Source organism: Pirellulales bacterium (assembly GCA_036490175.1).
GTDB lineage: Bacteria > Planctomycetota > Planctomycetia > Pirellulales > JACPPG01 > JACPPG01.
In genome coordinates this window covers 1-26,642 of sequence record DASXEJ010000218.1, presented here as the reverse complement: position 1 = coordinate 26,642, position 26,642 = coordinate 1, and the positions used below count along the sequence as shown (strand labels likewise).

Genomic DNA, 26,642 nt, shown 5'->3' with positions numbered 1-26,642 from the left:
GGCAACTCCGTCGTCGCTACCCACGCCGCCTGCTGTTCACGCTTGCGCTTGCCGAGTGCCATGAAAGTGCATCCATGCCGTGAAATCAAAAACTGGCCGCCACAATACCATGCCCGTCAAGCAGCGAATTTCAACAGACTGTTAGGCCGAGGGCCGGTCGTTATAAATGGGGGGCGTTTTTGTCCGCCTGCAATGCGAGCATCGCCAAGGGTTCAACGACCATCGCCCGCAGGGCTCGCACCGGAACATGGGCGGCAGGCGCGAACCTAGCAACAATATGATCACAACAGCGATGATCGCGACTTCAACTGCGCTCATATCTATCTTTCCATTAGAACAGTCACGCTGTCGACCACTTGTCCCAAGCGGCTTTTCGATCGGTCGAAGCCTGTTATTGTGGCTGTGCTTGGCGATGATCCCGGTCAGGTTCGTGTGTAATTTCGGATTGTACGTGTGGTCCCGCTTCCCGATCGCGCTCGAACCGTTCACGGAAATACACACGCGCTTCGGGCGAATGCGCTTTCGCCCACATACGGCCAAACACATAGGCGCCGGTGACATATCCGCCAATCGCCAGGAATACGACACTTCCGAGGGCGATCAGCAAATTGCGCTCGTCGCGGGTAGGGCGGTACATACCCACGATTCTACACCTCGGCATCACGGAGCAACTACCGCTTCGCTGCCGGAGCGTGTTGATAGCGATTGCCAAATTCGAAGGTCGATCCCGTCGACGAAGAATCGGGCCGAGCCGTCCCCCATTGTCGCGACGACACCGCCTGGGTGACCGCTGCGGGCGGCCGCCCAAACCTGCCCGTTAGTTTGGTTTTCGATGCACCGCAGCGGATCACCGGCGGAAATCGCGGGATCACAGCCGATCGTCGTGTCGGGCATGGCCGAATTGGGACCGGTTTTTGTCAGAAAAGCCGAGGCGCCAGGCGCCGCGCAGGACCAGACGCCGCGGACATCTCGATAAGAATCCCAAATCTGCACTTCCGAGATCATAAGCGTCGTCGACAGACCGTCGGTGACTTCTTGCGGTTTGACGCCTGACTGCCGGGCCATTTTGAAATTTCCTTTTTCGGCCGAGCTGGCCGCCGCCGGAGACAAGGCAATGTTGGCCACCTCGAACAGGCCCGCATTCTGTTTGTCATAGGTCACGCCTGGCATTCCCGCCATTGATGGCACGGCCGAATTGACGTACGAATCCTGACCAAAATTGGCGGCGTAATTCCCTTTCGCCAGATTCTCTAAGCCGGCGACCGACCCACTACCGCCGACGGTCCCTCCCAGGCCGTCGACCGCGGGATCCTGGCTGCCGAACAAGATCGACATGTTTTGAGCACTCGGGCAAACGTATTCGCTGGGCGTCCTGCGGATCGGCGCCCCGGCATCGGCGTGCTCGCAGTCATCGCAAGCGTGCTTGTTTGTCAGCACGCAGTTCGAGATCAGATCTTGCAGTGCCCCCTCGCCCAGGAAATCGAGAATGTTCGACGCCCAATTCGGCCCCTGGCAGGTGGCCGTGTAATCGGCCATCTGGGCACCGCCGCTAATCCATTGAGACGCCACGGGCGAGCAGTCCGGCAGCCCAGGTGGAAGTCCCTGGTTGGTGGAAATAAAGCTATGAATGGCCACGCTGATTTGCTTGACGTTGTTGGTGCATTGGATGCGGCGCGCTGCTTCGCGCGCCGCCTGCACCGCGGGCAAGAGCAGTGCCACCATGATGCCCATGATGGCAATCACCACCAATAATTCGACGATGGTAAAGGCAAGACGATGACGATTGTGCGCGGACATCATGTTCCACGTTACGAGCAGGCTGCAGAATGACTACGCACCGGTTAACACCTTGCCGCTTGCCATTGCTGCGAATCGGGTTGTCCGAATGGTGACAGCGTTATGACAATGTGCGCCAAACAAGCGACGGAATTATTTCTATCCGTGGTCGCAGCTAATTGGCCGATTGCTCGGCGGCGCTCGCGGTCGTGGAAAGTTGCAGAGCCTTTGCGCAATCGGCCCAAGAAAAGTATTTGAAGTCCTCGCTCGCATTCGGATTATTACGGTCTTTGACCAACAGCAAGCCTTGAGGAAAATCGGGAAGCGGCGCACTGGTCACGGCCACGCCCGAGGCAAATTCCACGGCATTGCCGCCTGCGGCCGAGGGGACGATGGCGCCGACGAAGTGGAGATCTTGCCGATCGTAGACATTCAACCGGGACCGCTCGCTCTTGGCGCCTTGACCAACCACGACCAAATAGCCCTGCATTGGCCCCAGGCAATACAGGCAAATCCCCTCGACGTCGGGCACGAGCCCATGCTCGCCGACCTTGATCACTTCCTGGCCTTGCGAATCGACATCGGGCTCGGCGCCAAAACGCCAGACGCCCCGCTTCTCTTCGGCGAAGTAGACCACGCCGCGATCTTCATCGGCGACGCAACCTTCGGTTTTGCCGGAGAGTTCCAGCCGGCGAACTTGCCTGACCGTGATAGCGCCTTGGGCATCGCTGGTGAGCTCGACCTGGTCGATGTAGCCCTCTTCTGTCGTAACGAAGATGTACGACTTTCCCGTTTGCCGACTCCGATAGGCCGCTATGCCACGCGGGTAGGGATTGTCGGGGATCGTAAAGCGGTCTGCGCCCGGCACCTCCTTGAGCTTGGCCTTTTCCGCATGGATCATCCACAACTTCACACCGGCAACGCGCTGGTCTGGATAGGTGGCCAGCAGCAGATCGACCGGCTTGCCAGCGAGCGGAAAGCCGTGCAGGATCGTCACCGAATTGGTCTCATAACCCTCGTCGAGATGCTTCAGCAGCAAACCGTTGAGGTCGTGTACTTCGATCCCGCGGGCCGCGTTAGCGATCATGATGCGGCTTTGCGCCGCATCAAGCGGATTCACCCAGATCGCGGCCGATCGCACCCGATTGACCGGTACCGGTTGCGAAGCACGCAGCGGCAACGGCTCGGCGATGTTTGTTGTCGCAGGCTCAGAGCAACCAGCCAGGACCAGCAGACCGCAAGCAATCACGTTCCGCATCAACGAGATCTCCAACGACGGAATCCCAGCAAGCAAGGAATCGCCAAGGCCAATAGGGCCACGCTCGCAGGCTCGGGGACAGTGATCGCCATTCCGCGAAAGCTCTCGCTCGGCATGCTGAGAAAGGGGGTGGGTGCCGTGTTGGCGAGGAAGGCCGGATCGAAGTTGGGCGAGATTCCGTTGGCGTCGGTGAATTGAAAGAGCTGGCCTTGCTGCGTAGCCGCGAGGAGCTCGATCTTGCCGTTAAAGACAAACGCTTCGAGCGAGTTGATGTTGTTGATATCGGCCTTCGTGCCGGTCCATTGGCCTGTCAGGTTCCAGTTGGTGCCGTCGAAGTTCCATTTTCCCAACAGGTTTTTGCCGTCGGTGGAATAAGCTGTATCCGACGTGCCGTCGTGGTTCAAATCGAGGAAGACGGCATCGCTTTTTACAAACGGCGAGTTCATGGCGATCGTCGCCGCCGCGGCCGAGGTCGGCAGACCGGAGCCGATCTCGGTGCCGGCATTGCTGCTGGAGAATCCCCATAACTGGCCATCGACAATTTGATTGGCGCGGGCGTCGTTGGCCGTGATTTGCGTCTGCGTCGCGGGTCCGCTAGCGTTGATGTAGTATTGTCCGCCGTCGGTGCCTTGATCTCCGCCCGTCCAGAAGTGCTGGCCATCGGTGGACACGACCGAGCGCAGAGCCACGCCTGAATAGCCGGTGATGGGGGTGGTGGTGAGATTCCAATTGGAGTCGACCAACCCGATAGCGCGCGTCGCACTGGATGCAATTACAGTCGGTGTCCCGACCGCAGCCTGGTAACCGCCAAAGACCAAATCGTTGCCGTTGGTGGTTACGCGTAGCATGCCGTCATGGTCGTTTAGGCCCGGCAAGGTAAGTCCCGTGAGGACGTGTGAAGTGGGCGTCGTCCCAAAAGTGCCCGTCAACGGATTGTACGGATAGTCATTGAGAGTGATCGCGTCCGCCGAAGTGCTCGTATTATCACTCGTCGTCAGAATGACGAGGTCGCCATTCACGAAGGCAGCCTGGATTGCCTGCGCGCTACCGCCAAGGAATAAAAGAGCGCAACCCAAACATGCAAAACGATTCATCACGATTTTCTCCAGGATGCCAAAGGAAACAGGACGTCAACTCGATGTGTCACGATCAGCACGGACGACGCACGGCGTAACAGCCAGCACATGCAAAGCAACGCAGTTCGGGGCCCGCCGAAACTTCTCGACCTGCCGCGTAGTCAGCGCGCAGCGCCATCGCCCCCTCGAAGAGGAAGCAGCGGAGTTTCGCCAGCGCAGCAGGTTTTCTGATGTGGACCCCGACGGCCGCGCTAGCCCGCCGGGCGATCAGAGGTTGGCCCACGTAGCAAATCGCGGACCAAGAAACGTCGTTAGCCCCTAGGCAACGAAACTAAGCTGAATTACCGTCGCGTTTGGCCGCCTGCGAGCGTGCCACGCTGGCATATCGCGGCGAAATGTTCATCAGATATGGCGAATATTCCGCCGCGCTCTGTTCTAGCGCTTCTTACCTTCGCACTCCCACGGTGTCGGTCGCCACTCGCGGTTACCAATGCGCAGCCGGATTCTTCCGGGCTCCGCCCGGCGCGATATCATGGATCGCGTACACCAGGGCGCTCTCATGGGGGGTGGAAGCGGCGATGGACCTCGACAGGTTTTTGGAACTCGCGACCGAAAGCGGTGTCATCACGGCGGATGCTTTGCAGCAGGCCCTCAGCGAATTCACGGCGGCCGCACGCGCGCGGCGGTCCGAGGGTTCACCGCTGGCCGCGTTTAGCGACTTTCTGGTCTCTGGTAATTTGCTGACGCGCTGGCAATGCGACATGCTGTTGGCCGGCAGGAGCAAGGAATTCTTTCTCGGTAAATTCAAGTTTTTAAAACAGATTGGCAACGATGGGCTGAAGGAAACATTCCTAGCCGAAGATATGAGCGCCAATCGGCGCGTGATCCTCTCTTTCGGTGTCGAAGCAACCGATGCGGCCGCCACGGTATTTCAAATGCGAGTCGTTGATCCAGAGGAGTCCATTACACCAGCCACGAACGTGCATAGTCTCCCGGCGCAACCCGTGCGCCACCGCCGGTTTCAATTTGGCCTGGGGACGCTGCTGGTTATCATGGCCGTGTTGGGGATTGTGTTAGCGATCGTGGGGCGCGAGATGATTTCTGTGCGCGAGCGGTCGACGGCCCGTGCGTGGCTGTTGGCCCGAGGCGCCTGGATGGCCGGCGACGATTGGATGGAGCGCGGTACCGAGCGCCCTTCGGCAAACTCTGACTTGTGCTGCCAGCGGGGTGACGTAGCCGCCGCGCCCTCGGCGTTCGCCAAGCTACTTGGCGATCGAGTGGTCAAGCAGATTTGGTTTCCCGGACTCTTGGACCAAGAAAACCAGGCCGTATTTGCTGCGTTCCCCGAGGCGACGATTTACGTGGCCTCGATCGACCCAACACTCGGACCGTACCCCGTGCCCCCCGTCAAGTTAGCCCCATTAAATCCCTTGTGAACGCGGCTGGCGTGGCCTTGTGGTGCAGCGGCGCTAGCTATCCTTGTTGGGACGGTTAGTCATACGACGCTGCGGCGACTACGGCAACGGCCAACAACGTCAGATTTGGCCCGCGCCCGAGATGTTGAATGAGGAATACTAAATGTCAGAGCGGCACCGCTGCGCGCGGTAAGCCTTCCGCTTGTCATCTATGATTCAGCATTCTGCCCGGCGCGATCATCCTCCCAGCACGTCGTTCAGCACTTCTTCCGAGACGAAGATCGGGAGCTGTGGGTCGCAGGTCACCGCCACGGCGATGGCGTCCGAGGGGCGGGCGTCGACTTCGATCGTTTCCCCCTCGTGCTTGATTTGAAGGCGCGCATAGTAGGTGTGGTCTTTCAGCTCGCTGATCACCACGCTCTGAAACTCGCCTCCCAGGTGTTCGGCCACGCGCACCAGCAAATCGTGCGTCAGCGGCCGCGGCGAGTCGTACCCTTTGACCCGGCGATCGATGCTGGTGGCCTCGAAGATGCCGATCAGGATCGGAAACGAGCGATCACCGTCGACCTCCTTCAGGTAGATGACCTGCTGGTCGTTGATTTCGCTGATGATGATCCGCGACAACTCCATCTGAACTGGCATGACAGTGCTCCGGCACTCTAGCTCTCGGTCGAGCGCATTTGAACGTGTGGCGTCAGTAGTTGATTATATCTCCGAAGCGGCGCGGGCAGCTAGGGTTATTCGAGGCACACGGGCGCGTGGCGTGAACACGGCCTGTAAATCCGAAAGTCAAGAACGCGCAAAATATGCCTTGCGCGCGGCGAGAACCGCCGCTACGTCAATACGTCGACCTTCTGCGAGGCATCTGCGATGCAGTTACGGCAGCAGTGAGTCGGCCGTCCGAAGGACGAATTGTGCAGTTTCAGCAACGCACGGCGCATCGTCTTGCCCGTTGGTTCGTCTGCCCTGCGTCCTGGAATTCGATTGGCAGGTAAACAGGTTTCGATGCATCGAGGTCGCCGTTGCCAGGGTGGACGCGCACCCAACCATTGGGGTGTTGGCGCGATGCGAGGCTGTTTCCTGATCGAGGTTCGTTGGCAGACGCTAAGGTGCGGGAAATAGGGCCAGGGGCCGATGCATTCCCTGGGAGGGCTAAGTACAATAGCCCTCTCGATCTGCCGCATTCTGCTACATGAAGGACCTGCAATGAGAACGACTTCCGCCTGGCACCTCTCGGCTGGCTCCGCCGTATCGGCGCTCTGCTCTTCGGCGCAAGGATGGTGCTTTGCGATGGCGGCGCTGGTCTTGGCGATCGTGGCCACTGCCACCCCAGCAATGGCGGCAGACGATGTGGTCACCACCCCCTTGGCCCTGCAACCGGCCGTGGCCTTTCCGAAGTTGCAGTGGACCGGTTGGGAGGCCGAGACCGACAGTGGCACGCTGGTGCCGATCCGGCCGATCATGGTGACTTATGCCCCGGACGATACGAATCGGGTCTTTGTGCCCGAACAGCGCGGCACGGTTTACGTTTTTCCGAACGATCAGAACGCCGAGACGGCCACGCCGTTTCTGGATATGTCGTCGAAGGTTGCCTACTACGACAAGACCGACGAAGAGGGGCTATTGGGCGTGGCGTTTCATCCCAAGTATCGAGAGAACGGCCGCTTCTTCGTCTACTACACCAACAAAGAGACGCCGCACCGCAATATTCTGGCCGCCTATCGCGTGAGCAAGGATGACCCGAACCGCGCCGACCCGGCGTCGGAGGAAATCCTGCTCGATATCAAGAAGCCGTTTTGGAATCACGACGGCGGTACGATCGCCTTTGGGCCTGACGGGTATTTGTACATCGCGCTGGGGGATGGTGGGGCTGCCAACGATCCAATGGGCAACGGCCAGAAGCTATCGACGATCCTGGGCAAGATTCTGCGGATCGACGTGGACCACAAGGAAGGAAACCTGGCCTACGCGATTCCGAAAGACAATCCGTTTGTCGGCAAGGGCGACGCCCGGCCCGAAATCTGGGCCTATGGCCTGCGCAACGTGTGGCGGATGGCGTTTGATCGCAAGACGGGCGTGCTGTGGGCCGGCGACGTGGGCCAGGACATCTGGGAAGAGATCGATCTGATCGAGAAAGGTGGCAACTACGGCTGGAACATTCGCGAGGGCTTGCATCCCTTCGTGAAGAAAGGGGACACGGCGCCGGCTGTTTCTGAAAAGCCGGCCGGCATGATCGACCCGATCTGGGAATACAACCACGACATCGGCAAATCGATCACCGGCGGACTGGTGTATCGCGGCAAGCGGCTGCCGGAGTTGGAAGGGGCGTATATCTATGCCGACTACATTACGGCCAAGATCTGGGCCCTGCGCTACGACCCGGCGACGAAAAAGGTAACTGCGAATCAGGAGATTCCCTTCCCCCAAAAGCTGCCCATTATGAGCTTTGGCGAAGATGCCGACGGCGACGTGTACTTTACGACGCACTCGCTATCCGGGCAGGGATTGTATCGGTTCGAGCGCGGCTCGGCCGCGGCCGGCGCGGCGGGCGAATGAAGGGCAGCGTGATGAATGCAGAATGATGAATGAGAGAAGGTATCGCCTCGCGCGTCAGTTCGGCATTTCATTCATCATTTTTTCACGAGCTTTTTCTCGTAATCAGCGACGAACAGACGTTTGCCTTTGGCGATGATACGGTGCCCTTCGGCTTCCAGGCGCTGGCATAAGGCCGTCAGGCCGCCGGGATATTTGGCGTTCAGCTCACCACCGGTTTTGAGCGTGCGCCAGTAAGGGGTGGTGCGCTTCTTGCCTTCGCTGGCAGCTTCTTCGGCCGCGTGCGCCGCGATCCAGGCAAAGATGCCGGTCGTGATCGGGCAGGCGAGCGTCACGCGATGCGCTTTGGCGAGCCGGGCACGGATTTCGGTGATCGTGATTAGCTTGCCGCGTGGAACGCGGCGCATCAGGGCGTCGACCTCGACCGGCGCCGGCACGACCATTGTCCCGCGGCCCCACCGCGCCGACATCTTGCCCGTGATACGGCCCGTCTTGGGCAATCCCTTGTCGTCAGCCAGTTTTTCTTGCCACGATTTACGCTTGGGCATGATGGCCACCTGAAGAAGGTACTTTGCATCAGCGACATTTTCATGGCGAGCGTGCGTACGGCAGCGCGAGCACCGAACCCACGAAACCGCATTCTAGGAGACTAGGGGCCAGAAGTGGGCAACGTGTTCAGCAATAGTCACTCGTCCGCGAAAAACTCTGCCCAGGAGCGGATTCGTTTGCGTGTTCGCGTGGTTCAACGCGCATGTTCACGACGAGCGTGAGCAATGGCACCCTGCTGGCACACGCCCTGCCCTGCCGCTAGCCTCTTACTGCCGGGAACCTATCCGTTTGCACCGTTTTTGGCGGTGATTACTTCTCCAGGCTCTCGCCCTTGTCGGCCTTGCGCTTCAAGTAGTCGCACGGCTCGTAGACCGGGCCGTAGGCTTTGCTCCAGGCGGCCAGTTTGTCGTAGACGTACTTTGCACCGAGCGTGTCGGCCCATTTCATCACGCCGCCGCGATAGGCTGGAAAGCCCATGCCCATCACACAGGCTACGTCGATGTCGGAAGCGCGGATGGCGATGCCTTCGTCCAGGCAGCGGCAGGCTTCGTTCACCACGCCGAACATCACATGCTCGACGATCTCGGCGTCGGTCACCGTGATCGGCGCCGGGTTGCCCGCGTCGGCGCGGGCCTTGGTGACGAAGGCGGCCAACTCCGGATCGGGCTCGGCGTTCTTGCCTTCGTACTTGTAGTAGCCGCGACCGGTTTTCTGGCCGAAGCGTTTGGCGGCAAACAAGTGATCGACCAATGTCGAAATGTAGTTGTACTCCGCATACGCGTGGGCCAGGATGCCGCCAGCGAACTTGGCCACGTCGACGCCGGCCAGGTCTGACATGCGGAACGGCCCCATCGGCATTCCCCAATCGTAGACGGCCTTATCGAGCCGATACGGATCGACCCCACGATCGACCAGCAACAACGCCGTCTGGCCATAGGGAAAAAAGATACGGTTCACCAGGAAGCCGACGCAGTTGCCCACCGTAACGGGTGTCTTCTTCAGCTGCTTTACCAGGTTGATGGCCGAGTTCAGGGTCGCCGGGCTGGTGTGTTTGCTGCGCACCACCTCGACCAGCGGCATGACGTGGGCCGGTGAAAAGAAATGCGTCCCTACGATCCGGTCCTGGCTCTTGGTCTTCGCGCCGATCACTTCCAGGTCGATGGTCGACGTGTTCGAGGCCAGGATGCAGTCGGGGCGGGTCGCCTTTTCCAGATCGGCAAAGACGCTCTGCTTGAGCTCGATATTCTCGATCACGGCTTCGATGATCATGTCGACTTTGTCAAATCCCGAGTAGTCGATCTGCGGGTGGAGGCGGGCCAGCATCTGGTCGTACTTGTCTTGCGTGAGCTTCCCTTTTTTCAGCCGCGATTCCAGATTTGATTTGACGCGTCCCTGACCGGCGTCGACGAATTCCTGGCTGACCTCTTTCAACACCACGTCGAAGCCCGACTGCACGAGCGCCGTGGCGATGCCAGAACCCATCGTGCCGCCGCCGAGCACGGCGACGCGCTTGATGGCCTTGGGTTCGAGCTTTTGATCGGTGACGCCTGGCACCTTCGGCGCGGCGCGCGTGGCAAAGAAAATGTGGATCATGCCGGCGGCCTGCGTGCTGGCGATGCACTTGGCAAAGTTCTCGGCCTCGCGCTTCAGCCCGGCTTGGTAACCATCGACGACTCCGGTCAGGATCGCATCCATGCACATATGAGGGTGAATCAGGTTGCGGAGCTTATCGCCCCCCATGGCCTTGGCCCCTTCCATGATCATGCGGGCCTGATCGGCGGTCCCGAGCTTGTCGTTCTGCTGCGAGGCGCGAACCGGCTTCAGCTCTCCGGCGGCCAGCTTGCGGGCGGCCGCGATCGAAGCGTCGATCAGCTTGTCTGGCTCGACCAGTTCCTGGATGATGCCCAGCCCGAGAGCCTCTTTGCCGCGTGCCTCGACCGAGGTGAGCATCATCTCGACGGCTTTTTGCACGCCTACGATGCGCGGCAAACGTTGCGTGCCTGCCGCGCCAGGAATGATGCCCAGGGTCAGTTCGGGCAGGCCGCAGCGGCAGCGCGTGCTGCCGACGCGCCAATGGCCGGCCATGGCAACTTCGAGACCGCCGCCCAGCGCAAAACCGTCGATAGCCATGACAATGGGCTTGGCGTTGGCTTCCAGCTCTTCCAGCTTTTGGGTCAGTGCGCCGATATTTTTTGAATCGAGCTTGCCGCCCCCTTCGGCCAGGGCTTGCAGGCCCGAAATATCGGCCCCGGCGATGAAGTTCTCGCGGGCGCCGGTCAGCACGATGGCCTTGATGGCTGGATCTTTGTTGGCTTCGGCAATGCGGCCGAAGATGCCCTCAATGACGGGCGTGCTGAGCGAGTTGACCGGGGGAGAATCAATCGTTAGCAGGGCCACATCGCCCCGGCGTTCTAGATGGACGACATCGCTCATGACTTTTGTTTCCCGACGTGAAGGCAAGATGGAACGTAACGTGCGTGATGTCGGACCAGCACCATATTGCCGCGGCCCGAAGCGCGTCATGGTAAGGGCGCGCGACGCGGTGTTCAATCCCCGGGTGTGCGGAACGGTTCACGTCGCACGGGCCGGTTGCCTGTCGCGCTATCGTCGACGGCGCATAATCCGCGGACCGCGCCGCAACGTGCGCGGCATCTTGGCGGCGACAAGGAACAATCGCTTGACATTCATAAGCAACACGCCTATTTTCATATGCACACTGCTTATGAGTTCTGGAGTCCGTTGTCGTGATCAAAAAGCCCGTGGCTGTCACCGATGCCGAACTTGCGGTGCTGAAGGTGCTGTGGGCCGGCGGCCCGCTGACGGCCAAGAACATCACCGAGACGATCTATCCCGATGGTGCCGAGTCTGAGTTTGCCGCCGTACACTCGTTCTTGCAGCGGTTGGAACGCAAAGGACTGGTCGCTCGCGACCGCAGCTCGTTCGTGCATCTTTTCACGGCGACGGTTTCGCCGGCCGACGTGCTGGGGCAAGAGCTCAAGACACTCGCCGAGCGGATGGGAGGCGATTCCATCGCGCCGTTGATCATGCAGTTGATTGATCAGAAGCAACTCAGCAAGAAAGAGGCGGCCGAGATCCGCAAGCTGCTCGATAAGTACGCAAAATAACGCGAGATGCTTTATGAACGATCTCTTGGCCCTCGCCGCGCACAATACCTGTGTCGCACTCGTCCTGGGGCTAATGGTTTGCGGGCTGACCCGTGTGTGGCGCCGGCCGCCCGTTGCGCACGTACTGTGGCTGCTGGTTTTACTCAAACTCATTGCTCCGCCGGTGATACCCATCGACTGGCCGGCCCCCTGGCGGGTCGAACAGACTCAGGCCCCCGAGCGAATCGTCGTCAACAGTCCAAAGGGCGTCGTAAACGCGCAAGACCTCGTCCCACATTTCCTGGAGCGGGAGCAAACTGGCACGGTTATCTTCACGGCCAAGACGAGTCCCGCGCACGATCTGGCGGATGCCGGCGAGTGGCTATCGTGGAGTCGAGCCGCGCCTATTGTGCTGTGGATCTGGCTGGGCGGTGCCGCGGGGTGTGCACTGGTTGCCGGCGTACGAATAGTGCGCTTTGAGCGATTGTTACGCGACACGCTGCCAGCCTCGGAACGGTTGTCGCGGCTGACGGACGATATGGCCCGCAGGCTCGCGGTGCGGCCCGTGCCGCAGGTGCGCTACGTCGACGGTGTCGCTGTCCCCTTGCTGTGGTGCGCCGGTAGGCGCCCGACGATCGCATTGCCGACGCGGCTGGTCGGTCAGTTCGATGAGAAGAGCACGGCGCTGATCCTCGCGCACGAACTCGCGCATTTGCGGCGGCGCGATCATTGGGTGCGCGCGGTCGAACTCTTGGTTGCGACCATCTATTGGTGGAATCCGTTGGTGTGGGTCATACGGCGACAAATGCACCAGGCCGAGGACCTTTGTTGCGACGCCTGGGTTCGCTGGGCCTTCCCCGACGACACGAAACGCTATGCCGAGATCGTGCTGCAAACGGCCGAATCGCTCCGCCCGTCGCAGGTCGTGGCGCGGTTGTTGCCGGCCAGCCCTTTTCTGCGTTCCCTTAGCCTGAAAGCGAGGATTGAAATGATTCTGGAAAGTCGTTTCGCACCGAGCGTCTCGCGACGGACGATGTTTGCTGTGGCGCTAGTGGCATTCGTGTTCTTGCCGTTGTGCGTGCAATTCACCAAGACGGCGGCGCAAGCGGCCCCGAGCGATGAAGCGCCGGCAGCGCCCTGTGAAACGTCGTTCCTGGCCAAGCGATTTCAGCATCGGGTGCCATTTGAGATTGGTCGCACACAAACCAAGGACGGCGGACGGATCGAGATCCAAGAGGTGTGGGGCACACGCCCGCAGATTGAAATCGGCGGGCAATACCTGGTGCGCGGCAAATATACGCTACCGCCCGGAGAACGTGGCAAGCTGTACTTCCATGCCTCGGCGTCTGGACCCTGGGGTAAGACGGCGTCGCTCGACTTGCAATCCACCAAGGTCGACGCGCAGGACGGAGAGTTCGCGCTGGTGCATGGCATGGCAGGCCCGGGATTTTTTCATCTGATCCTGACGGACTCGGATCGCTATTCGCGCTGGTTTGCCGACGTCTATTTCGGCAGCGGCGATAATGTTTACAGAACCAAGCCGACCAATGACGCGGCAGAATCCACGAACGTCGAGACTTTGCACCTGCCGCACAAGGTCGCATTCGAGCAAGGCGTAACGCGCTTCGCGGAGGGGGACGACATTACCATCCTGGACGTGCATGGCACCGCCGAAACATTCAAGCCAGGCAATATGTACCGTATCACGGGCACCTATTCGCTGGCCTCGCACGATCGCGCCTCGATATCTGCTTACACCACTGCGATGGATTCCGCCAATGGCAGAAGCCACTCGCTGAAACTGCAATCGAAGGTTGTGGATCGCGGCGACGGCACCTTTACCCTTTATCTGCCGATGTTGTACCGAGGTTGGCCGCACGTCAGCTTCTACCCGGCCGAGGGAGGAAACGGCTTTGGCGGCAACTACGTCGGCACGGGCGACTCCGTGCTGAAGCGGTGGTGGGATGAGAAGGTGACTGATTAAGGACGGACCATTGCGCCGGCGACGGATTTTGCGTCGAAAGTCGAAAAAGTTCTTTCGCAGCCCTGCCCACTCGCAAAGCGCAACGCTGGTGCCAGCACCGCCATTGCGACCGGGGCGTTTGCCTAGCCTCAGTCTGCCAAGGGAAAGAAAACGCCTGGGCCGACGATGCCGCCAGAGGTCAACTGCCACGGGCTGTACGGCTTGCCGGAGTTCTCGACATAAACCTGGAGGTCGTCGCGAATGGCGAACACGCTAGAGACTCCGTTAGCGCCATCGACCACGCTTAGGCTTTCCGCCGTGCTCGTCTGTGTGCGAGTCCAACTGTGCCAATTGTTGGCCGACGTTTCCGTCCAGATTTGGTCATCAGCGCCAATGGCATAGACCTGCAATGCCCCTTGGCCGGGGCTAACGGTGGGCGCGGATATCAGCGCGACGTAGCCCGGCTGTGTCAGCGCCCAGCTGCTCCACATACCCTTGCCCTGATAAGTCTCGTCGTAGACCTGGTGATCCAATCCGACGGCAAAAACATGATCCACGCCACTCGCGTCCATAGCGACACTGATTTGCTGAACCGCACTGGGCTGCGTCAAGATCCAGCCGTTCCACCCACCGCCGGTATTGGCGGTTTCACTCCATACCTGGTTGTCAGACCCGACGATAAAGACTTGCGACGGTGCACCACTGGCCGTTGACGATTGCGTGGCAATGTCTTTGGCGTAGCCCGGCTGCGTCAGCGTCCAAGGGGACCACGAGTCGCCGAGCCATACTTCATCCCACACCTGATTATCCATCCCCAACGCGAAGATCTCGTAGCGGCCGGCACCATCGATCGTGGCGCTGACTTGCTGGACGTGCCCCGGAGAGGTGAGCTGCCAGCCGGACCACTTGGTGCCGCTGCCGGACTCGGTCCAGACTTGCATATCGGACCCGAGGACCGCAACTTGCTGTACACCACTGTGGAGAACAGCCGAGAGTAAGTTGGGTTCGGGCGGGAGGTAGTACATAGACCAAGGGTCTGCACCTGCGATAATGACCAGCATCCGGCGATCCTCTAGCGATTCGACACTAAGCGTGCGGCGCTTCCGCGGCCGGCCGGGCTTGCGCCCGACTGTCGATCTCAGTAACCTCCAACTCGCGATCCCGCGCAGAAAACCATCCATCGTGGATATCCTTCTCGCGAAAGCAGGTGGAATTGGCCGAGGCCCTTTGAGCGATCGATCATGCCCAAGCGCAACACACATTGGCATGCGCTCGGTGGAATCCAACAGCGGCAGAAAACAAGGGGCCAGAATCGACCCTGCAGAGGTGCTCTGCCCTGACGCAGCTATCAGCAGCGAAAATAGTGAATGCGCTTGGTCGCGCGGAGTGTACGCACTACGCGTGGCGGGGCCAATATCAGTGCATCGGTGGCGCAATGGGCCGGGTGCGGGCGTGGGACCAGGACGATAGCATAGTCGGTCGGTGCCTGGGATCGACGTATTTGCTACCCCCAGAATATGGTGGAGAACTGGGGGACCGCTTCGCTCGACCCAGGCATCTAAGTACAAAAATGGGACTTCGCAGGCGGCAGGAACGCGGTCGTCGCTCGGAGTGTTTTCCACTACCGGGAATACAACGCTTGATGTAGGCGGACCTGGAGCCGCGACGTTAACCACCGAAGAGTTCGATGGGCAATTCAACACGCCATTGCAGATCACTTTTGGAATCGGAAGCAGCCGCAGCGATCTCTGGGTGCTCTCTGGCTCAGCGAATTTCTTTTCTGGGAGCCCTGGCTCGTTGCAATTTGAGTTCCAAAGCCTCGGCGGGCTGATGACGGGTGTTGAGTATCCACTGATGTCGTTCACGGGGTCTGGACAATTTCCGACCGCAAATATGTTTGCTTTCGCGCCCGACTTGGCTGCCGCTGGTTGGGCCGGCACCTTTAGCGTCACGTCTTCGGGGGCCTTCGTCCGTTTCACCTCGGTTCCCGAACCGGCTACGACGGGGCTTCTGTTGCTTCAAGGCGCGGCGATCGTCTATGTCGCACGCCGGCGATCGCGAAGAAGCTCAATGTCCGCACGGCGGTGATCGACAACCAGCACCACCGTGCTGCGATGCCCGTAGTTCGAGATTCGTGCAAACTCACTAGCGCATCATTCCGAGCATACGACTTGACGGGACGGCACGACGGCCCTGGCCATGGATGCGTTTTCGGGACTGTAGCGGGCGCAGTTTTCAGCGATTTAAGCGCCGTTCCACCGCCACCCGGCCCGCCGTCGAAAGTGGTGCCGTATAAGTAGTCGCTGCCATCGGCGAGCAGGCCGGTGACGGGATCGGCGCCATTCGCGCCGTCGAACGAAGCGAGCGTTGTGATCGTGCCTGATCCGGCAACGATCTGAAGCCGGTATTGCGCGAACTGCATGGGCAGGCACAGGCGGCAGCCCTTCCTCTGTAACTGTTGCAAGGTGCTGACCGACGTCGAGCACGAGATTTTCGACGATCCCGGCGATCATGCCGGCGAGATGGAGAGATCACCTATACTGGCTTGTCGGCCCAAACTAGTGGCCCGCAAGGCCGACGGCACGTTGGCGGCGGATGCAGGGACCATGGCCGAGACAAAGTTCCACGCCGTCAATCGCGGCTGGGTTTCGATCACGCGCCCGTGGCATTTACTGACGACCAAAACCGGCGCTGGCAATCCGCACGGGGCCATGGCGGAAAAAGACCGGCGCGCAATTCCTGGTCGAATTCACTATTGCCCGGTTCGACGCGCGTTTTCCGTACTGAACAGAGATGAACCGGAACCTTGCACGTGAGAGATTGCGCCACGGAACCGCCTTTTCGCGCCAAGACTCTCGGCTGATCCTCGCACTGAGCCGCAACAACATGGTCAATTGCCCGGGTTAGCTTCGCATATGGCGGCGCGTTGACGCCCGAACAGGGCTATAATCATCCCCGTTGTCGAAGTTGCAATCGTCCCTCCTCCATGGCGGCGGAAAGATGTGCCAGAACAATGTTGATTCGCGCCGGGTTCGAAGTAGCGTTTGATTTTCTCGAACCGACCGCCGTGCTGATGATGATGTACGTGCACCCTTCGCGGGCCTCGTCGTTGCGCGGAGCCGAGCAATTGGTTGTACAGCCGCCGGTTGCCGTTTCTGAATACGCCGACGTTTATGGCAATCGTTGCGGGCGGGCCGTTGTCCGTGCTGGCCGTGTGACGTTCCGCAACGATGCACTGATCGAAGATAGTGGGCTGCCCGATGCCCAAGCGTTGGATGCGTTCCAACACCAGGTGCAGGACCTGCCCAGTGAGGTGCTGCTGTTCCTGCTCGCGAGTCGGTATTGCGAGGTTGACGGTGAGCTGCGCGAGATCGCCTGGTCGCTATTTGGTCACTTACCGGCGGGCTGGCCGCTGGTGCAAGCAGTGTGCGACTTCGTGCATCGCCACATTCGTTTTGACTATATGCAAGCCCGAGCGAATCGAACGGCGCTGGAGGTGTATCACGAGCGCGCAGGCGTTTGCCGAGATTACATGCACCTGGCAATTACCTTCTGCCGGTGCCTAAATGTTCCAGCCCGGTACTGTACAGGTTATCTCGGCGATATCGGCGTTCCGCAGTCAGCTGCTCCGATGGATTTTAGCGCGTGGTTCGAAGTCTATCTGGGAGGCAATTGGCACGCCCTCGATGCGCGCAATAATACGCCGCGCATCGGACGGATTCTCATGGCGCGTGGACGTGATGCCGCGGACGTTGCGCTGACCACTACGTTCGGTGTGAACCTGCTCAAATCGTTCCAAGTGTGGACGTACGAAGGCTGAATGCGCTGGCAAGTTCAGATCGTCTTGGCAATCATTGAACGATTCGTGGAGGATTTGCCGCGCCGCGGTCGCTAATCCGAGGTACGTTTCTGGCATGAACGCGCAGGCTAGACTATTGCCGGAGCCTGAAATCGCTGTATGCGGTCGGCTGCCGTGTTTAGAGAGACACGTCGTTGAAGTCCTGCCAACTCGTACTGATTCTTTGTCTGGTCGGCGGCTCGGCCGCAGCTGAGAAGCCAACGCGACGAGAAGCCATGCTCGCGTATCTCCGTGCCAGTGCGGATTTCAGCGCGGCGACAATCTTGTTGCAGGCTGCCGAAGTCGACCGAGACGTAATGAGTGCCCAGAGAGTCGTGGGACAATCGCAGGAAACAAACGAGTTGATTGCCGCTCGCGGGCAGGTCGCGGGTTTACTCGAAAACGCGAATCAGCAACGCCACCGATTGCATCTGGCAAAGGCCGTCCTCGATTCAACTTGATGGCGCCTACAACTGTCACTTTGCTCTTGCTTATGGTTGATATGCATGTGACAATGATTACATCTCCCGTCTATGAAGGCTGACTCTCAGTGCAGCCCGCTCGTCACGAGCCCTCCTCCATAGATCTGAGCGAAACGGATCTTGGTGGCGATTTACATCCGCGTCACTGCGACATTGACGGTTTGCGCGCTCGACCGTTGCGCTGCGCTAGGTTCGATCCAGCAGAGAGGCTTCGCACCTGAAGTCCTGCGGGATGCCGCGTGGCTTCGCGCTTAGCCGTAGTGTTCGTCAGCCCGTCTTTGGATGAATTAAGTGCTACGCGGAGATTGCGCGATGGAGAAGATCCCGGTCTGGATACGACCGTTAAGCAGCGTTTGTCTGGTGCGGGTCGAGGGAGTCAAGAAGGTCGATTGGCTTCTGAAACGCCTCAGTCAATCGTTCGTGTTCAAAACGAGCGAGCCGGTGGTTGAGAATGACAACTCCACCTGCTCGTCGTTTCGCCTGGCCTATAGCTCGCGTATCCCGCGCGGAAAGCTGGAACGATTACTTGCGAGCATCCCAGAGATTCATTTGATGCTCGATGTCGCCTAGAAGTGTCCCCCCACGTCCATTTTCGGAGTTGATCCTATGATGAGTTGGATCGCGACCCCCTTCTATTTGGTTTTCGGTCTGTTGGCGCTTCTGTGGGAGTCCCTGGCGAGTCTCATGAAGCGGATTACCGGTTAGGGATGACAAAATGCTTATACAAGAGATCCAGGCCGAGCTGCGCCGATTGCAATTGCACCCAGTCAATCTAGATGCGTCGGCGGGCGAGAACGGCAATATCGTGTTGAACGGTAGCCTGCTCGCACATTGGTCCGTGCCGCGGAACGCCGATGGTCAGTGGTTCCTCGCGATATTACGCACGTTACCGGATCTTGCAGGGCCGGAAGCAACGATGAACGCCTTCTGTGCGGCATATGCCGAGCAGGCGCGCACGGTGTGACCGCTCGCAGTTGCCCGACGTTGGCGCAAGCGCCGGAGCGCCACCTTCTCGCTCGTCGCAAGCGGCTTTGCATGCTTTGCCGTAGGGAGATTACGACGGACAAAGGCGAGCCGCCTTTGCAGTGTCCGTTACTAGCTACGGGTTATTTTTGTCTCTCCTCACGCCGCCGGATCCGTTCCCGACGTTCTTGCGCCTCTCTCTTGATCGATTGCGACAATCCCGGCATCTCTAGCACCGCTGCCAAGTCGTCGGCAGCTTTTGCGTCGTTATGAATCGAGGAATATGCGAGCGCACGGTTGTAGGTCGCCATCGCTTTCACATCCGCCGGAACATCAGACACCTGTATCGCGGCTGAGTAATCGGCGATGGCCCCCACATAGTTACGTTCGTTCGCCTTTGCCATTCCGGCTCGATACAGGGAAAGGGCCTTTCCGCGGCGCGAAAATAAGCTCTGCACCCACCTAACCAAGCTCATGTCGGTCCTCAGATGTCGGAGTGACTGTCGTGCGGCATGCACATTGCTCTAATTCTCGGCGTCCTTCATCCCTTGCCGTTCCTCGCACGACAGGCATTTGGGTAAGCATGGCCGGTTCTCACCGAATTATCACCTAAAAGGCATTGTTTTGCGACGCGACCCAGGCGGTGCCCCAACGGTGGCAGATTTCGTCGCGACCTTTTAGGTGTTCGGCATTGGTGGACTTCGTGATTTTTCCGGACGGAGCCGGGCGGAAACCTTCGGATTGCCGCGAACTCCCTTGCGCCTGGATTGGTGCAAATTCGCTAGCAGATTTGCGTGCCTGGCAGTACCTCCGGCGTGGTATCGCAGAAATCTGGCCTTGATCCCTCCCCGATAGCACAAAATGTGGCCTTCTCTATTACATCCATAGTTCGTACCATACCGGGCCGTTGGGTCGCTGGCGGAATGCTCGCGGTGCGACACGTACGTCGTTGCATCATTTCGGGAGACGCGAAACTTCGCCATCGAAGGCGTTCTAAGTTGCATACGGCGCTGGAGAGCGTCGCTTACGCGGCAGTCATCTGTCGTTTGCCGCGGAGACTAGGGAATCGCACGGATGAACGCAATTGCCATGACGGCGACCGCGGACGAAACCAAAGCTTCGTCTGCGGTAAAAACGCTCTCGATCTGCCTGATCAATCCCCGCTTCGAGCCTTCTTACTGGGGCTTCGAATTCGCACTTCCGCTCTATCCGGGCGACAAACGCAGCACCATGATCTCGGGGTCGCTGTCGTCCGTGGCCGGTATGTGCGGCGATCACAACGTGACCGTGATCGATGAAAACGTCGAGGAAATCGATTGGGAATCGCTGCGCCAATACGATATCGTCGGCGTGACGGGCATGAATGTGCAAAAGAATCGCATTCGCGAAATCCTGGTGCGGTTGCGCGAAATGCAAATATTCTCCGTCGTTGGCGGTCCGTTTGTGACGGTCGATGAGAATTTCTTTGCCGGCCTCTGCGACGTCAAGTTTATTGGCGAGGCCGAAACGACCTGGCCCCAATTTCTCGACGACTTTTCCCGCGGCCTGCCGACCGAGACGCGCTATAAGCAGGCGCAGCCGACCGACATGTCGCAAGTCCCCCGCCCGCGCTTCGACCTGTTGAAGGTCGATCGCTATGCCTCGGGCGCGCTGCAGTACTCGCGAGGCTGTCCTTTTCAATGCGAGTTCTGCGACATCATTGTGATTTTCGGCCGCCGCCCGCGTGTCAAGAAACCCGATCAGCTCGTGGCCGAGTTGGACGAGATGCGTCGCGTCGGGTTTCATTCGGCGTTCATCGTCGACGACAACTTCATCGGCGATAAGAAAAAGGCGAAGGCGCTGCTCGAAAAGCTGATCCCCTGGATGGAAGAGCATAACTATCCACTGCGGCTGACGACCGAGGCCAGCATCGACCTGGCCGAGGATCCCGAGCTGATGGATATGATGTACCGAGCGAATTTCCGCAGCGTATTCATCGGCATCGAAACTCCGCGCCTCGACTCGCTGAAGGAAACCAAGAAGTTTCAAAACGTGCGCGGTGATTCGCTGGAAGCCAAGCTGGCCCGCATCCAGCGCGCTGGGTTGGAAATCAATGCCGGCTTCATCGTCGGCTTCGATAGCGATGATAAGGGAATCTTCGACGATCAGTTTCGCTTCATTCAGGATAACGGCATCACGCTGGCCATGGTCGGCATGCTGCAAGCCATCCCTACCACGCCCCTGTACGAACGGCTGGAACGGGAGGGGCGCCTGGTGGTGGAGGATCCCAACTGCAACTTTATTCCCCAACAAATGACCCGCGACGAGCTCGTCAGTGGTTATCAGGATTTGGTCAAACGTCTGTACACGCCGGAAGCCTTCCTCGAGCGCTATTTCAAGATCTTCAAACATCCCGAGTTTATCGCCCGTCGGGCCGACATCTGTCGTAAGGCCGGCGAGGGAAAATCGCTGCCTACATTGGGCTACGGTGTGCTGCTATTCTGGTCGTTATTCTGGACGCTGTTAAGAGATGGCTCGTTGCTCTCTGTCGGCAAGGTCTATTGGAAATCGTTCTTTGCTCGCGATTCCGGACAGCCGCGCACGATCATCGGCTTCGCGCAATTCATGAACCGCTGCGTGACGCACTGGCACTTCTATAAGTTCACGCGCGAAATGATCGCCGGCCGCTTGCGCGCCTATAATAGCGGCTGATGACGGTTACGTGTTCTGTCAACGAACTCTGCCACCCCGCGAGGCGATTCTCTGCCTGGCAGGGTGATTGAATTCCGTCGCTCGTGAAACTTGTTCCTAAATCCCACGGTCGTTGCGACGTAGAGCCATCTATACGTGAGCCGATTGCGACGCCAGCAGTTTCAATAGCGCTTGAGCTGCAGCAGTTGATGACGCAGGGTTCTGGCCAGTCACGAGGTGGCCATCCGTAATCGAAAAGGGGTGCCAGCTGGCAACCTTTTCGAATTTGGCGCCGAGCCGATTCAGCTCATCTTCGACCAGGAATGGTACGACGTGGGTGAGTTGAACTGCTTCCTCTTCCTGGTTGGTGAATCCCGTGACGCGCTTGGCCTTTACGAGCGGCTCTCCCTGGAACTTTACATGGCGCAGCACGCCGGGCGAATGGCAGACTAACGCAGTGGGCTTGCCGGAGTTGTAAAACGATTCCAGCAAAGCGATCGACACCGGGCTTTCCGCGAGGTCCCACATGGGCCCGTGACCCCCGACATAAAACACAGCATCGAAGTCTGCTGATTTGGCGTCGGCCAGTTTGATTGTGTTGGCCAACGACTGTTGGACCTGGGTGTCCTGCTTGAAGCGCGCCATGGCCGGGGTCTGGTTCTCCGGCAGATCGCTCTTGGGGTCAATCGGCGGTTGTCCGCCCTTGGGAGATGCGAGGGTCAGATCAACGCCGGCGTCTTTGAAGACAAAGTAGGGAGCGGCGAATTCTTCGAGCCAGAAGCCCGTGGTGCGCCCGGTATTTCCGAGTTGATCGTGTGAAGTTAGCACCATCAGGATCTTCATCGTTCTTGCTCCATTGCATGCGCGGCTCGGGCTCGCGGACATCCCCGAGTCGATGGAATAATAGTGGTCGGCGAATTGATGGCCCGCCGTCGGCGCGGGTAGCCACCGTCGTCGCAGTCTTGACCATTGCTAACGAAGCGTGGAAACTATCCGTCTGAGTTCGCCTGTTGACGTTCGCTTGGCAATGGTTGCTTGTTAAGGTTCGCTCGTCGAAACCGCGCGAGATTTAGACCCCTTTGTCGACAGGATGCCTTATTTGAGCATCTCGCGGCACGCCTTTTCGCAGGCACGACATTGTTCGGCACATTCCTTCATTATCGTGTCGCTCGCGTGCTTGTCGCATTCGGCAGCGCACTTGGCGCAGGCATCCGCACAGGCAGTGCAGATCGGGCCGCTGAACACGCCATTCCGCGCGACGATGCGCGAGGCCGCCGCACAGATATCAGCACAGTCCAAACAGGTTCTCAAGGTCGCCATGTGGTGGCTCTTACCTTCGCCGAGCTGTGTGGCGCAGTGCCGCGCACAGGCATCGCAACTGCGCTGGCATTTCGAACAGGCTTCGGCACACTTGTCGAGCAATGTCTGGCGACTTGCTGGATCCGCGCCTGCGGTCGAGGAATACATCACGGCCAACGCCAAGGCCGACAAACAAGCAGTCCCCAATGCACGTCGTCCGATCATGATGGCAACCTCCGACTTGATGTTTTGAGGTATCGATCATCCGACATGAGATGATCTTCTTGGCAGGTTAGACCGGCGGCCAAGATCAATCTATTGGACGAAGGTATTGGCAACACCGATCTATTATCGACGAAACAACCCAATACCAAAGTATGATCGAGGTTTCGGCACACGCGGCATATTCTTACGGTGTGCCGGACCGCGAAGAGGAAGCGCGCCATGAAGACGACGGCACCCATTCCTTTTGCCGGCTCCCAGCTTGGCGAGGTACGGCATGTCTGTGCTTTTTTCAACAGTGCTGATGAAGAGTATCGCGTCCTTATGCCGTTCATCAAGGACGGATTCGACTGTGGCCACAAGGCGGTTCATGTCGTCAACCCAGACAGACGTCACAATCATCTGCAGAGACTGGCTGCGGCAGGAATCGACGCGACAGCCGCCCAGCGCAGCGGGCAATTGGAGCTTCGAAGCAACGTGGAATCTTACATACAGCATGGCCGGTTCGATCAGGACCGCATGATCGAAGAGTTTGAGCACCTGGCAAGCGGCAACGACAAGGCGGGATTTCCGCTTAGCCGGATCATCTGCCACATGGACTGGGCAGCCGAGGGAGGGTCGCACATTGACAATCTCGTTGAGTTTGAATCGCGCGTCAACGAAGTGTGGCGCCGCCACGAGGATGCGGTCATTTGTGTCTACGATCTGGCGAAGTTTGGTGGCGATACGGTCATCGACATCATGCGGACGCATCCGATGGTCATTGTCGGCGGCATTCTTCAGCACAATCCTTTCTACGTACCGCCGGAAGAGTTTTTGCGTGAGCGGCGCGAACGGCGAGCATAATGATGGACGCGACTGACGAACATCCTGGCGAACAGGTCAAGCGCTTGCAACGTTGCATCAGCGACCTGATCAGCATGATGACGCTGCCCGCGGTTTGGAGTGGCGGCGATACCTTCCAGATCGGCCGCACGCTGATCGACGTACTGCAGCGGATGCTGCAACTAGATTTGATCTACGTGCAACTGCAAGGCCCGCAGGGTGAAGATACCGTAGAACTGGCGCGGCTCGCTCAATCTTCGACGTTGGCTATGCAGCCGGCTGAGGTTGGCGCACAGCTCGATCGGCTATTGGGAAGCGATTCCCAAAAATGGCCAGCGCGGATTGAGGGTCACATCGCAGACAAAAACCTGTCGATCGTGCCCCTGCGACTGGGATTGTATAGCGAAGTCGGCATGCTCGTGGCTGGTGATGAGCGCGCGGATTTCCCCGGACAGACGGAGGAGTTGCTTCTTAGAGTGGCGGCCAACCAGGCAGCGATCGCGCTGCACGAAGCGCGGTTGCGTAACGAGCAGAAACGCCTTGCCGATGAACTCGATCAGCGCGTCGCGCAACGAACGAGGGAACTCGCCGGCGCCAATCAGCAGTTGCAACTGCAAGTGGGCCTGCTGCAGCTGATTCCCGTAGCGGCATGGACGGTTCTTGCCGATGGCACGCTCGATTTCGTCAATCAAAAGTGGCTGGAGTATACGGGCCATGCGATCGAGTATGTTCTGTCGCAGCCCGAGGCATGGATCGCCGCCGTCCATCCCGATGATCAGGAAATGGCCTCCACGGTTTTTGGGGAAGGGATCCGCCGCGGGCAGGATTTTGCCATGGAGACGCGCTTTCGCCGGGCTCGAGACGGGGCCTATCGCTGGCATCTCAATAGGGCTGTGGCGCTGCGCGATGCGGCAGGCGCGGTCGTCAAGTTCGTCGGCACGTCGACCGACATCGAAGACCTCAAACAGTTCCAGCAGGAATTACGCAAAACCGAGGAAAGGACGCGATTGATCATCGACACGGCCCTGGATGCCGTGGTCACGATGGATGCTGCCGGAACAATCACCAGTTGGAACAAGCAGGCGGAAGCCGTTTTCGGCTGGAGCAGTGGCGAAGCGATCGGCCGGCGCATGTCGGAACTCATGATTCCGCCGTCAGACCGGCTGGCATACGAACACGGCCTGCGGCACCTCTTGGCCACGGGCGAAGGCCCGCTGATGCGGCGGCGCATCGAAGTCACGTCGATCCGCCGCGGCGGGGCAGAATTTCCCGTCGAGCTGGAGGTCATGCCCCTCAATCTGGGCGAAGAGTGGGTCTTCAGCGCCTTCATTCGAGACATTACTGATTCCAAACGAGCGGAAGAGAAGCTCCGCCAGAGCGAACTCAACTTGCGCGAGATGACCGAAACGATTCCAGAAATGCTCTGGAGCGCCACGCCCGATGGAACGATCGACTACTGCAACGCCCGCTTGCTCGACTACACCGGCTTCGCAGCCCAAGAAATCATGGACAACGGTTGGACCAAGCTGCTTCATCCCGACGACGTCGAGCTAGCGACCCGGGCGTGGATTTCCAGCGTCGCCAGCGGAGCGCCATATCGGGTCGAGGTTCGGACCATTCATGCCGCGGACCACATGTATCGCTGGTGCGTGACGAATGCCCTGCCGCTGCTCGACAAGGATGGCCGTATCCTAAAATGGCACGGCACAGTGGTGGACATGCACGACTGGAAACAGGCCCAAGAGACGCTGCGGAACACGCAGGCGGAACTGGCCAACATGATGCGCGTGATGACGATGAGCCAGCTTACGGCATCGATCGCGCACGAAGTCAATCAGCCGCTCTCCGGCATCATCACCAACGCCAGCACCTGCTTGCGAATGCTTGACGCCGATCCTCCGAATATTGAAGGCGCGCGTGAAACCGCCCGCCGCACGATACGCGACGGCAATCGCGCTTCCGAAGTCATCACACGATTGCGGGCGTTGTTCAGCAAGCGGCAGGCCACCACCGAGACGGTTGATCTCAATGAGGCCACGCGGGAAGTGATCGAGTTGTTGATGAGCACGCTTTCACGAAATCGTGTGATTCTGCGGTCTGAGCTGGCTGAAGATCTTCCCTGGGTCACTGGTGATCGCGTGCAGCTTCAACAGGTAATCATGAATCTGTTGCAAAATGCAACGGATGCCATGACCGACGTACACGACCGCTCGCGACAACTACTGATTCACACTCAACGCGATGAAGCGGAGCACGTGCGCCTGACGGTGCAGGACAGCGGGATCGGTCTCGATCCGCAGGCCGTGGGTCGAGTTTTCGACGCTTTTTTTACCACCAAAAACGGTGGCATGGGAATCGGGTTGGCCGTCAGCAAATCAATTATCGAAAATCATGAAGGCCGCATTTGGGCCAAGCCAAACGACGGCCCCGGCGCAACTTTTTCGTTTTCCATTCCTCCGAGCCCCAGCAGCGCGTTTGGCGGGCGCCTGCCGACTTCGGCTCGAAAACCCGCTGTCAGCCAACCTGCCGGGGGCAAGAGGAACCTCTAATGGACACACGTGCCTTGATCTCGGTTGTTGATGACGATGAGTCGGTGCGCGAGTCGCTGCCTGACCTGCTGAGAGAGTTTGGCTTCGCGGTGCAGCCATT

General features: G+C 59.2%; 23 protein-coding genes. 13 read left to right on the top strand and 10 right to left on the bottom strand.

Annotated elements, in window-relative coordinates; all coding sequences use genetic code 11:
- Window positions 1-391: 391 nt before the first annotated feature.
- The 4 genes from VGG64_15680 to VGG64_15665 all read right to left on the bottom strand — a co-directional run bounded on the left by VGG64_15680 (window position 392) and on the right by VGG64_15665 (window position 4,128).
- Window positions 392-637: a hypothetical protein gene (locus VGG64_15680; protein ID HEY1601044.1), complete on the bottom strand. Its 246-nt coding sequence runs from the start codon at window positions 635-637 to the stop codon at window positions 392-394.
- 23 nt (window positions 638-660) lie between these two features.
- The gene (locus tag VGG64_15675) at window positions 661-1,797 is read right to left on the bottom strand and encodes a DUF1559 domain-containing protein (GenBank protein HEY1601043.1); all 1,137 of its coding nucleotides are present in this window, start codon (window positions 1,795-1,797) and stop codon (window positions 661-663) included.
- Window positions 1,798-1,951: 154 nt separating this feature from the next.
- Complete coding sequence (locus VGG64_15670; protein HEY1601042.1) at window positions 1,952-3,034, bottom strand: phytase; 1,083 nt, start codon at window positions 3,032-3,034, stop codon at window positions 1,952-1,954.
- Window positions 3,034-4,128: a PEP-CTERM sorting domain-containing protein gene (locus tag VGG64_15665; protein HEY1601041.1), complete on the bottom strand. Its 1,095-nt coding sequence runs from the start codon at window positions 4,126-4,128 to the stop codon at window positions 3,034-3,036. Before VGG64_15665 ends, VGG64_15670 begins: the two co-directional genes overlap by 1 nt.
- 560 nt (window positions 4,129-4,688) lie before the next feature.
- On the opposite strand from VGG64_15665, the gene VGG64_15660 reads away from it, so the two are divergent.
- Entirely contained in the window at window positions 4,689-5,546 is an 858-nt protein-coding gene (locus VGG64_15660; GenBank protein HEY1601040.1) for a hypothetical protein, read from the top strand.
- A 216-nt stretch (window positions 5,547-5,762) separates the two neighbouring features.
- On the opposite strand, the gene VGG64_15655 is transcribed toward VGG64_15660, so the two are convergent.
- Entirely contained in the window at window positions 5,763-6,167 is a 405-nt protein-coding gene (locus VGG64_15655) for a bifunctional nuclease family protein (GenBank protein ID HEY1601039.1), read from the bottom strand.
- A 564-nt stretch (window positions 6,168-6,731) separates the two neighbouring features.
- Between VGG64_15655 and VGG64_15650 the strand changes: the two genes are divergently transcribed.
- On the top strand, window positions 6,732-8,081 hold the full coding sequence (locus VGG64_15650) for a PQQ-dependent sugar dehydrogenase (protein ID HEY1601038.1): 1,350 nt from the start codon (window positions 6,732-6,734) through the stop codon (window positions 8,079-8,081).
- Window positions 8,082-8,155: 74 nt separating this feature from the next.
- Here the strand turns inward: VGG64_15650 and VGG64_15645 are convergent, their stop codons facing one another.
- Window positions 8,156-8,626: a methylated DNA-protein cysteine methyltransferase gene (locus tag VGG64_15645; protein ID HEY1601037.1), complete on the bottom strand. Its 471-nt coding sequence runs from the start codon at window positions 8,624-8,626 to the stop codon at window positions 8,156-8,158.
- Between the two features lie 310 nt (window positions 8,627-8,936).
- Window positions 8,937-11,060 (bottom strand): 3-hydroxyacyl-CoA dehydrogenase NAD-binding domain-containing protein, encoded by a 2,124-nt coding sequence (locus VGG64_15640; protein HEY1601036.1) that lies wholly within the window; start codon window positions 11,058-11,060, stop codon window positions 8,937-8,939.
- Between the two features lie 311 nt (window positions 11,061-11,371).
- Between VGG64_15640 and VGG64_15635 the strand changes: the two genes are divergently transcribed.
- Together VGG64_15635 and VGG64_15630 are read left to right on the top strand one after the other, a co-directional pair.
- Window positions 11,372-11,752, top strand: coding sequence for a BlaI/MecI/CopY family transcriptional regulator (locus VGG64_15635; GenBank protein ID HEY1601035.1), 381 nt, complete (start codon window positions 11,372-11,374; stop codon window positions 11,750-11,752).
- A 13-nt stretch (window positions 11,753-11,765) separates the two neighbouring features.
- Window positions 11,766-13,715, top strand: coding sequence for a M56 family metallopeptidase (locus VGG64_15630; GenBank protein HEY1601034.1), 1,950 nt, complete (start codon window positions 11,766-11,768; stop codon window positions 13,713-13,715).
- A 128-nt stretch (window positions 13,716-13,843) separates the two neighbouring features.
- Here the strand turns inward: VGG64_15630 and VGG64_15625 are convergent, their stop codons facing one another.
- Window positions 13,844-14,875, bottom strand: a complete 1,032-nt coding sequence (locus VGG64_15625; GenBank protein HEY1601033.1) for a hypothetical protein — start codon at window positions 14,873-14,875, stop codon at window positions 13,844-13,846.
- Window positions 14,876-16,159: 1,284 nt separating this feature from the next.
- Between VGG64_15625 and VGG64_15620 the strand changes: the two genes are divergently transcribed.
- The 5 genes from VGG64_15620 (at window position 16,160) to VGG64_15600 (ending at window position 18,978) form a co-directional block, all read left to right on the top strand.
- The gene (locus tag VGG64_15620) at window positions 16,160-16,510 is read left to right on the top strand and encodes a hypothetical protein (protein ID HEY1601032.1); all 351 of its coding nucleotides are present in this window, start codon (window positions 16,160-16,162) and stop codon (window positions 16,508-16,510) included.
- Window positions 16,511-16,707: 197 nt separating this feature from the next.
- Window positions 16,708-17,514: a transglutaminase family protein gene (locus VGG64_15615; protein HEY1601031.1), complete on the top strand. Its 807-nt coding sequence runs from the start codon at window positions 16,708-16,710 to the stop codon at window positions 17,512-17,514.
- Window positions 17,515-17,768: 254 nt separating this feature from the next.
- Window positions 17,769-17,993, top strand: a complete 225-nt coding sequence (locus tag VGG64_15610) for a hypothetical protein (protein HEY1601030.1) — start codon at window positions 17,769-17,771, stop codon at window positions 17,991-17,993.
- 333 nt (window positions 17,994-18,326) lie between these two features.
- Window positions 18,327-18,584, top strand: coding sequence for a hypothetical protein (locus VGG64_15605; protein ID HEY1601029.1), 258 nt, complete (start codon window positions 18,327-18,329; stop codon window positions 18,582-18,584).
- Between the two features lie 145 nt (window positions 18,585-18,729).
- The gene (locus VGG64_15600; protein ID HEY1601028.1) at window positions 18,730-18,978 is read left to right on the top strand and encodes a hypothetical protein; all 249 of its coding nucleotides are present in this window, start codon (window positions 18,730-18,732) and stop codon (window positions 18,976-18,978) included.
- A gap of 142 nt (window positions 18,979-19,120) precedes the next feature.
- Here VGG64_15600 and VGG64_15595 read toward each other — a convergent pair whose 3' ends face one another.
- Complete coding sequence (locus VGG64_15595) at window positions 19,121-19,381, bottom strand: hypothetical protein (GenBank protein ID HEY1601027.1); 261 nt, start codon at window positions 19,379-19,381, stop codon at window positions 19,121-19,123.
- 670 nt (window positions 19,382-20,051) lie between these two features.
- On the opposite strand from VGG64_15595, the gene VGG64_15590 reads away from it, so the two are divergent.
- Window positions 20,052-21,668, top strand: coding sequence for a B12-binding domain-containing radical SAM protein (locus VGG64_15590; GenBank protein HEY1601026.1), 1,617 nt, complete (start codon window positions 20,052-20,054; stop codon window positions 21,666-21,668).
- Between the two features lie 129 nt (window positions 21,669-21,797).
- Here VGG64_15590 and VGG64_15585 read toward each other — a convergent pair whose 3' ends face one another.
- Window positions 21,798-22,490, bottom strand: a complete 693-nt coding sequence (locus tag VGG64_15585) for a type 1 glutamine amidotransferase domain-containing protein (protein HEY1601025.1) — start codon at window positions 22,488-22,490, stop codon at window positions 21,798-21,800.
- Between the two features lie 256 nt (window positions 22,491-22,746).
- Here VGG64_15585 and VGG64_15580 point away from each other — a divergent pair, with 256 nt between their 5' ends.
- From VGG64_15580 to VGG64_15570, 3 genes are all read left to right on the top strand, one after another.
- On the top strand, window positions 22,747-23,199 hold the full coding sequence (locus tag VGG64_15580) for a hypothetical protein (GenBank protein ID HEY1601024.1): 453 nt from the start codon (window positions 22,747-22,749) through the stop codon (window positions 23,197-23,199).
- A gap of 191 nt (window positions 23,200-23,390) precedes the next feature.
- Entirely contained in the window at window positions 23,391-24,014 is a 624-nt protein-coding gene (locus VGG64_15575) for an MEDS domain-containing protein (protein HEY1601023.1), read from the top strand.
- A gap of 2 nt (window positions 24,015-24,016) precedes the next feature.
- Window positions 24,017-26,542, top strand: coding sequence for a PAS domain S-box protein (locus tag VGG64_15570; protein HEY1601022.1), 2,526 nt, complete (start codon window positions 24,017-24,019; stop codon window positions 26,540-26,542).
- The last annotated feature ends 100 nt before the right edge of the window (window positions 26,543-26,642 follow it).

Excerpts from the sequence above, each read along its gene's own strand:
- VGG64_15605 (HEY1601029.1), top strand. The coding sequence starts at position 18,327 with ATGGAGAAGATCCCGGTCTGGATACGACCGTTAAGCAGCGTTTGTCTG.
- VGG64_15675 (HEY1601043.1), bottom strand. The coding sequence starts at position 1,797 with ATGTCCGCGCACAATCGTCATCGTCTTGCCTTTACCATCGTCGAATTA.
- VGG64_15610 (HEY1601030.1), top strand. The coding sequence starts at position 17,769 with ATGCTCGCGTATCTCCGTGCCAGTGCGGATTTCAGCGCGGCGACAATC.
- VGG64_15665 (HEY1601041.1), bottom strand. The coding sequence starts at position 4,128 with ATGAATCGTTTTGCATGTTTGGGTTGCGCTCTTTTATTCCTTGGCGGT.
- VGG64_15585 (HEY1601025.1), bottom strand. The coding sequence starts at position 22,490 with ATGAAGATCCTGATGGTGCTAACTTCACACGATCAACTCGGAAATACC.
- VGG64_15625 (HEY1601033.1), bottom strand. The coding sequence starts at position 14,875 with ATGGATGGTTTTCTGCGCGGGATCGCGAGTTGGAGGTTACTGAGATCG.
- VGG64_15650 (HEY1601038.1), top strand. The coding sequence starts at position 6,732 with ATGAGAACGACTTCCGCCTGGCACCTCTCGGCTGGCTCCGCCGTATCG.
- VGG64_15645 (HEY1601037.1), bottom strand. The coding sequence starts at position 8,626 with ATGCCCAAGCGTAAATCGTGGCAAGAAAAACTGGCTGACGACAAGGGA.
- VGG64_15615 (HEY1601031.1), top strand. The coding sequence starts at position 16,708 with ATGTTGATTCGCGCCGGGTTCGAAGTAGCGTTTGATTTTCTCGAACCG.
- VGG64_15600 (HEY1601028.1), top strand. The coding sequence starts at position 18,730 with ATGCTTATACAAGAGATCCAGGCCGAGCTGCGCCGATTGCAATTGCAC.
- VGG64_15680 (HEY1601044.1), bottom strand. The coding sequence starts at position 637 with ATGTACCGCCCTACCCGCGACGAGCGCAATTTGCTGATCGCCCTCGGA.
- VGG64_15630 (HEY1601034.1), top strand. The coding sequence starts at position 11,766 with ATGAACGATCTCTTGGCCCTCGCCGCGCACAATACCTGTGTCGCACTC.
- VGG64_15575 (HEY1601023.1), top strand. The coding sequence starts at position 23,391 with ATGAAGACGACGGCACCCATTCCTTTTGCCGGCTCCCAGCTTGGCGAG.
- VGG64_15595 (HEY1601027.1), bottom strand. The coding sequence starts at position 19,381 with ATGGCAAAGGCGAACGAACGTAACTATGTGGGGGCCATCGCCGATTAC.
- VGG64_15570 (HEY1601022.1), top strand. The coding sequence starts at position 24,017 with ATGGACGCGACTGACGAACATCCTGGCGAACAGGTCAAGCGCTTGCAA.
- VGG64_15640 (HEY1601036.1), bottom strand. The coding sequence starts at position 11,060 with ATGAGCGATGTCGTCCATCTAGAACGCCGGGGCGATGTGGCCCTGCTA.
- VGG64_15590 (HEY1601026.1), top strand. The coding sequence starts at position 20,052 with ATGAACGCAATTGCCATGACGGCGACCGCGGACGAAACCAAAGCTTCG.
- VGG64_15670 (HEY1601042.1), bottom strand. The coding sequence starts at position 3,034 with ATGCGGAACGTGATTGCTTGCGGTCTGCTGGTCCTGGCTGGTTGCTCT.
- VGG64_15655 (HEY1601039.1), bottom strand. The coding sequence starts at position 6,167 with ATGCCAGTTCAGATGGAGTTGTCGCGGATCATCATCAGCGAAATCAAC.
- VGG64_15660 (HEY1601040.1), top strand. The coding sequence starts at position 4,689 with ATGGACCTCGACAGGTTTTTGGAACTCGCGACCGAAAGCGGTGTCATC.